This is a genomic window from Bacteroides sp. AM54-2NS (assembly GCF_003602935.1).
In the GTDB taxonomy this organism is placed as follows: domain Bacteria; phylum Bacteroidota; class Bacteroidia; order Bacteroidales; family Bacteroidaceae; genus Bacteroides; species Bacteroides xylanisolvens.
The window spans coordinates 1-7,262 of the sequence record NZ_QTMZ01000092.1 but is presented as its reverse complement, the minus strand read 5'-3'; the positions used below and the strand labels follow the sequence as shown (position 1 = coordinate 7,262).

Sequence of the window (7,262 nt, the reverse complement as noted above, 5' to 3'; positions counted from 1 at the left end):
ACTCGTATGAGGGACTCTGCGAGTATGTGGGCGGCAAGTACATCGCCTATACGGAGGACAAGCCCATCACCATGAACCCCTTCAACATCAGCAAGCGGGAGCTGAACATTGAGAAGATAGACTTCCTGAAGAACCTGATACTGCTGATATGGAAAGGCTCGGAGACGCAGATACCCGAACTGGAGTTCCGTGTCGTGGAGCAGTTGGTGACGGAGTATTACGATTTCTATTTCAACGGTGTGCAGCCCTATCCTTCCTCACAGAAGGAGACACTGAGAAAAAACCTCTCCACCATGGAGAAGCGGCGCGGCACGGAGCTGACGCAGATACACGACAAGGTGGAGAAACTCATCAAGGGACTGGAGGAACGGCGCATGGCATTGAGCGTGAAGACCCTCTCCTTCGACTCATTCTATGAGTTCGCCTGTGAGCGTCTCGACCAGATCTGCATCGAGAACAACATCACCACCATCGACTGCGACAACTTCGCCTATATGCTCCAAAACTTCTACCGTGGCGGCAAGTACGACAAGATTCTCAACGAGAACGTGGATAGCACCTTGTTCGACGAGACCTTCATCGTCTTCGAGGTGGATGCCATCAAGGAGAACAAGCAGCTCTTCCCCATCGTGACGCTCATCATCATGGACGTGTTCCTGCAGAAGATGCGCCTGAAGAAGAACCGCAAGTGCCTTGTCATCGAGGAGGCATGGAAAGCCATCGCCTCGCCGCTGATGGCCGAGTACATCAAGTACCTATACAAGACAGCCCGAAAGTTCTGGGCGAGCGTGGGCGTAGTGACACAGGAGATACAGGACATCATCGGCAGTCCCATCGTGAAGGAAGCCATCATCAACAACTCCGACGTGGTGATGCTGCTCGACCAAAGCAAATTTCGTGAGCGATTCGACGAGATCAAGGCGATATTAGGATTGACGGATGTGGATTGCAAGAAGATATTCACTGTCAACCGCTTGGATAACAAGGAGGGAAGAAGTTTCTTCCGTGAGGTGTTTATCCGACGTGGATCGACGAGCGGAGTGTATGGTGTGGAGGAGCCGCACGAGTGCTATATGACCTACACCACCGAGCGAGCTGAGAAGGAGGCATTGAAACTCTATAAGCATGAACTGAAGTGCAGACATCAGGAGGCTATCGAGCGGTATTGCAGAGATTGGGATGCCAGTGGCATCGGGAAGTCGTTGGCATTTGCGCAGAAGGTCAATGAGGCGGGGCATGTGCTCAATTTGACGGACGATGGAGCCACTCGCCGCTGACACGGCGAGCACGGGGGCTGATTGATGGAAACGGAAATCCCGGAATAGACGTAAAGCCCAGATGCCCGAAAGCAAAACTTTCGGGAACGGTGGCTGGGTAGTATTTACGATTAGTAGTAAATACGATTAGTAGTGAATACTACCAATAGTAAATACTACAAGTAGTAAAGTAGTGGAATAGTAGAAACTGAAAGTAGTAAAAACGTAAAGTAGTGAAGCAATGAGACGTTTATACCTTATTATAATATATATGTGTCTTACACTTGTCGTGGGAAGGGTTCATGCGCAGTATTACAGCGTGAACTACGACAAGCAGATCGTTGCCGCCATGGCTGCCGCATTCGGTGCTGGAGCTATGGCAGAGAGCTATTATAACGAGCAGGTGGGCGAAATCTTGAAGCACTACAATGCCGCAGAGGTTGCCACTGCCGGCATCTTCGCTGCCAAGTTCTTGGAGCGCAAGGCATTCACCGACCTCGGCATTTGGAGCAGTAGCACGGAGAACTACTATTACCGCCGCATCCACAATATGGTGGCGAACAAGATTATGCCCAAGATATGGACGGTGGCAGGAATGATGCTGAAAAGTCCGCAGACCGCCCTCTACTGGGGCAGTTACCTGATGAAGATATGCGCCGACACAAAGTCGCTGTGTATGCAGTTTGAGAGTGTCGTGACCAACAGTAGCTTGACCTTTGCCGACATTCAGTTCTTGGAAATCAACCAAGAGATAGCCGCCATCCTCAAACTCTCGGAGATAGGCAATGTAGATTGGCAGCAGCTGTTGGATGACATCGCCAGTGTGCCCGGCAACTTCACCGTGGAGAACCTCACCGCCGACATCGAGACGCTTTACAATATGGGAGCATCGTTGGCGACGGCAGGTATCAACGGGGCATCAGGCGCACTCTTGCAGCAGAGTGCCTTCAACGACCTTTTCAATGGCAAGGTGAGTAAAATCATCGACATCTATGACAACTACCATGACCTCTATGAACAGGCAGAGAACGGCATCGGCAGCACACTCCTTAGTCTGGTGGGTGGCGAGGACAACGTGGCAGCCTCTTCGACCTCTCCAACTACAACATCACCTCGTGGATGACAGACTATCTGAGCGAGACGCAGGGCAACTACTATACACAGCGTTGGTACATTGCCCGACGAGACCAAGGCAGCGTAAGCCTCTGTGACTACTATCCGCCGACCGATGACAACAGTATTCTGAACGGTGACCATTGGTATCGTATCAACACCTCCGACCCCAACTTCTACCCTAACAGCACGCAGCGAGAGCAGATACTGGCCAACTCGGAGAACCATGCCGGATGGAGCCGCAGCCGTGTGCAGCAGCTCAACGCCCAGAGCGACGGCTTCACCTATACGATGAACTATTGGATGTCGTCGTACATCATCAGCCGTGGCGGCAAGCAGACCAAGAAGGCCTACGCCTACGAGATACACGTTACCAAGAGCTGGAACAACGTGGAAGAGGTGTATGAGGATGTCTTCGACTCCTACAGCATGGACTTGAATACCTTCAAGCGTCAGTTGCAGGCACGTCTCTCGGAGTATAACGACAACGAGGAGGGCTATGTCTATTACATCGGCAGTGACGCACGCCGTTACTATCAAGCCACCGATGCCGCCAAACTGAAGGGCGTGGAGAGCGTGACCATCAGCGTCACCTGTTCGGACGGTGTCACCCTCGGACAGGGCAGCACGCAGTACAAGTGCCGTGAGTGCGGCGGTTCGCTCAATGCCCACAGCAAGGAATGCGCCATGAGGACAAGCGTATCAGAAAATAATCTCGACCTATCGGAACTGGACGAGAAGGAACGTGAGGCGAATAGCAAGATAGCCCTGTTGGAGGCGCAGATAAGCCAGTTGGAGACAGAGAACAGGAACCTGCTCACGCAGATAGCCAATGCCTCTGTGGAGGAAGCCCCTGCCTTGCGGCAGCAACATAATGTCAACAAGACGAAGATAGACAACCTGAAGAAGGAATTGGCGACATGGCAGCAGCAGTTGGCAGACATACAGAATGCCAAGAGCGAGGCGGCTAACGACAATGCCACCTCCACCGATGACTACTACCGCATCCCTGCCATCATGCAGGATGTGAAGTCAGCCTACAATCTCACGTGGCAAGGTGCCGGTTCGTGGAACGGCTACACCTACGTCCGAACTGCCACCATGCCCAACATCAACGGCATTATCACCTTCAAGGCGACACTGTCCATTGCAAGGAAGCCCAAGTACTTCCTTGGCATCAAGATACACCGTGCGATACTGCAAATATCGTGGGAGCTGACCTCGGAATACACCGACACACAGGTGGTGGATGTGCTGACCCTTGACCCGAATGCCTCTGACGAGGAGAAGACGAGGCAGGTGAACAGCCGTATCTCGGAGATAGCCCAGGAGTTCCCGTCGTGCAGCATCACCACAGAATATGCCAAGAGCGAGGCAACCCAGACCGCCGACAATGACGATGTAATACACCTGCTCTGGTCGAGCGACCGTCTGGAGATAGCCCGTGAAGTAGATAGCCGTATCACCAAGATTTACGCCGACTTGGTATCATTAGAAAAAATGATGCACTACAAGCGCAGCATCATTGACGTGCTGAAGGACATTCTTCCTTCAATCGACGCAGACCAAGGTCGCAGAAGGACACTCATTGAAGAGTGCTACGAGCGATGGAGAGAGAATGCAGACCCTAACAGAGGGAATGGTGAAGATAACGAGAACGAAAACTGAGGGAGGAACGGAGAATGAGACATACCATCATCATAGCTCTCCTGCTGATTACCCTCTTCCCCAATACAGCCTTGGCGCAATGGGGATTCGATGCGGTATCGGTGGAAGCATACATCAACGACCACAAGAAGCAGCGCAGCCTCTTGCTGGCACGCAGCACTTTGGAGTACAGCAATCAACTGCTGCATGAATACAGCAGTGAAGAGGTGGGCAAATACAAGGAACTGAATGTGGATTTGGACAAATACACCCGGGCCTTCGACATCATCGATGTGATGTACCAGTCGTTGCGCACGGTGCTGAACGTGAAGAGCACCTACCAGACGGTGAGCGACCGCATCAGTGACTACAAGAACCTGTTGGAGGACTTCAATGATAAGGTCATCAAGCGGAAACACATCGAACTGGCTGACACGATGCTCATCAGCATCAACAAGAAAGCCATCGACAACATATACAACGAAGGAAGCCAACTCTACCATAGCGTCAACGACCTCGTGTTGTATGCCACAGGAGCGGCAGCCTGTTCAACTTCCGACCTGCTGATGGTGTTGGACAATATCAACAATTCGTTGGACCTGATAGAAAAACATCTGAACCAAGCCTACTTCCAGACATGGCGGTATGTGCAGCTGCGCATGGGCTATTGGAAGGAGAAGGTGTATCGGACGAGGACGAAGGAAGAGATACTGGAAGATGCCTTCAGCCGATGGAAAGTGGCAGGAAAACTTGACTATTGACGGATTGTAAACAAAAGAAGAACGGACATGAAGAAGACAATGATACTCATCATGGCGGTAGCAACCACCATCAAAGCCACAGCCCAGAGCGTGACCTACAACCACGACTCCTCCAAGCAGAACCAGATAACGGTGATGGAGACAGGTGGCGGTTCTCTCACCCCTGAGTTCTATTATTGGCTGTTACATAACAACTATAAGAAGACAGCGGCAGAGAAGAACAAGTTAGGTTTCCGCACTCTTGCCGGCATCAACCTCTACAACCAAGTAGATGATGCGGAGAAGATAGACTCTGCCCTCACCAAGCGTGCTGAGGTGGAAGCCTTGAACGTAGCCGACCGACAGATAGACCTCGCCTGGCTTGCCGAAAGCAGCAAGATCAACGGTCAGTTGGACAAGATGAAGGCGAACATAGACCATATCATCCCTACAGGAGGCACCATCAACGACAAGCGTCGGTGGGAGGAACTGTACAATATGTACCAGTGTGCCGTGAAAGCCACCAAGGATGCCTATATGCCCAATGCACAGAGAAAGCGGCAGTATCTTAGCATCTATGCCGACCTGACGACACAGAACGAGACACTACTGAAATACCTTGTGCAGCTCAACACCCAAAGCCAGACTACCGCCCTCTTGGCAGCCACCAACGACCGTGTAGTACATAAAGGCAGCATCATCAGCGATGCCAAGAGCCGTTGGCAGGAAAACATGAAGGGCGTGAGGAGCTCGACAGGCACTGACGGCGATGATGCCAACAGCGGTGAGGGTGAAGAAAGTGTGAACAGATAGAAATAAGGGAAGAGAAGAAATAATCACAAAACAGCATAGAGATATGAACGATATTCAGATTTTCAACAACGAGGAATTTGGAGCAGTCCGAACCACAGGAACACCAGAGCAACCCTTGTTCTGTTTGGCTGATGTGGCAAGAGTTCTTGGACTAAAAACCAGCAAGTTGGTACAACGACTTTCGGATGATGTACTTTCAAAGTACCCCATCTCGGATAGTCTTGGAAGAGAACAGGTTACAAACTTTATCAATGAAGACGGACTGTATGATGTCATCCTTGACAGTCGCAAACCCGAAGCCAAACGTTTCCGCAAGTGGGTGACATCGGAGGTGCTCCCCTCTATCCGCAAGCATGGTGCCTATATGACACAGCAGACCATCGAGAAGGCATTGGCAGAGCCAGACTTCCTGATACGGTTAGCAGTCAATCTGAAGGAAGAACGACAAAAGCGTCTGCTTGTCGAACAGGAGTGTGAACACCAAAGGACACGCATCGTTGAGTTGGGATCCAAGGTGGATGACCTGCAACAGGAGGTGACGGAGATGAAGGACAAGGTGAGTTACCTTGACATCATCCTTGCCACGAAGAGCAGTGTCCTGGTCACACAGATAGCACAGGACTATGGCGAGTCGTCCATCCGCTTCAACCGACGTCTGAAGGAGATGAACATCCAGTATCAGCGTGGCAAGCAGTGGATTCTGTATGCCGACTACAAGGACTGCGGTTATGTGACCAGCGAGACCTACCTCATTAAACACAAGGACGGTACGGAGGATGTGCGCATGAACACCAAATGGACACAGAAAGGTCGCCGCTTCCTCTATGAGAAACTGAAGAGCGTGGGAGTCATTCCTGTTATCGAAAGAACATAAAATAAAGAAATAGCTATGGAATCAATATCAAAAATACAGTTACGTCTCTATGCCGCCAAGAGGAAAAACGGCAAGTGGCAGTTGGAGATGTCAAGGATGCCGAAGCGAATCAGCGTTATCGGCAGGACACCCATCGTTGATGAGCATTATATGCCATCTGATTTAGAGGTAGTTTCAATGTCAAAGCTTCACAAATATGTCGGAAGTTACTACGGCAAGATTGTGAAGACCCTCAAAGAGGAAGGCATCATCACCAAGGAATATGGAATGTGGAAACTGCGTGAAGACCTTCAGGACAAGGGCATTGCGGTATATGTCACAGGCAGGATGCGCTGCTTCTACCACTTCTATCTGTCATGGACACCGAAAGGCATAGAGTTTATCAAAGAGATTATCAACAATAGAACCAGGCACTGATGGCAGACAACATACTCAGCGATTTCGGCATCAACATCCTCGAAGAGGAGATTGACGATGTGATATTCCAGACCAACGAGTTCCTGACCGATGCCACCTTCACAGGCTCACAAGGGCCGTTCTGGTGGTTAGCGCATTTTTCTCGCTTCTGTCATTTGCAAATCATTGATATTCAGCAATATTACGAAACCATGTATCGTGATACAAATCCTGACGGGACAAAAACGGGACAAAACCACAGGAAAATAAAATCAAGAACGCTCTTTGCCGGACATCCCTTGCCGTGAATACCCTTCACGACACAAAGGTACGCTTTTGTCCCGTGAATACCAAGCATAAACCCATAAATTTACTACAAATATGCTGTCAGACAATACTTTCTGCGGAATTGGGCATTTTGAG

General features: G+C 50.5%; 6 protein-coding genes and 1 pseudogene. All 7 read left to right on the top strand.

All coding sequences use genetic code 11. The annotated features are described in order from the left end of the window. The coding region (locus DXA05_RS25420) for a TraG family conjugative transposon ATPase (RefSeq protein WP_128859766.1) at positions 1-1,277 on the top strand (1,277 nt) is incomplete at its 5' end. 220 nt (positions 1,278-1,497) lie between these two features. Continuing rightward, positions 1,498-4,037: pseudogene (locus DXA05_RS25415) on the top strand (hypothetical protein). A gap of 14 nt (positions 4,038-4,051) precedes the next feature. Beyond that, the gene (locus DXA05_RS25410) at positions 4,052-4,777 is read left to right on the top strand and encodes a hypothetical protein (RefSeq protein WP_005816118.1); all 726 of its coding nucleotides are present in this window, start codon (positions 4,052-4,054) and stop codon (positions 4,775-4,777) included. A 27-nt stretch (positions 4,778-4,804) separates the two neighbouring features. Then, positions 4,805-5,569, top strand: coding sequence for a DUF5045 domain-containing protein (locus DXA05_RS25405; RefSeq protein WP_005816119.1), 765 nt, complete (start codon positions 4,805-4,807; stop codon positions 5,567-5,569). A gap of 43 nt (positions 5,570-5,612) precedes the next feature. Then, on the top strand, positions 5,613-6,443 hold the full coding sequence (locus DXA05_RS25400; RefSeq protein WP_005816120.1) for a phage antirepressor: 831 nt from the start codon (positions 5,613-5,615) through the stop codon (positions 6,441-6,443). 15 nt (positions 6,444-6,458) lie between these two features. After that, entirely contained in the window at positions 6,459-6,860 is a 402-nt protein-coding gene (locus DXA05_RS25395) for a hypothetical protein (RefSeq protein ID WP_005816121.1), read from the top strand. Next, positions 6,860-7,147, top strand: coding sequence for a hypothetical protein (locus DXA05_RS25390; protein WP_128859765.1), 288 nt, complete (start codon positions 6,860-6,862; stop codon positions 7,145-7,147). The genes DXA05_RS25395 and DXA05_RS25390 overlap by 1 nt, the downstream gene beginning before the upstream one ends. The last annotated feature ends 115 nt before the right edge of the window (positions 7,148-7,262 follow it).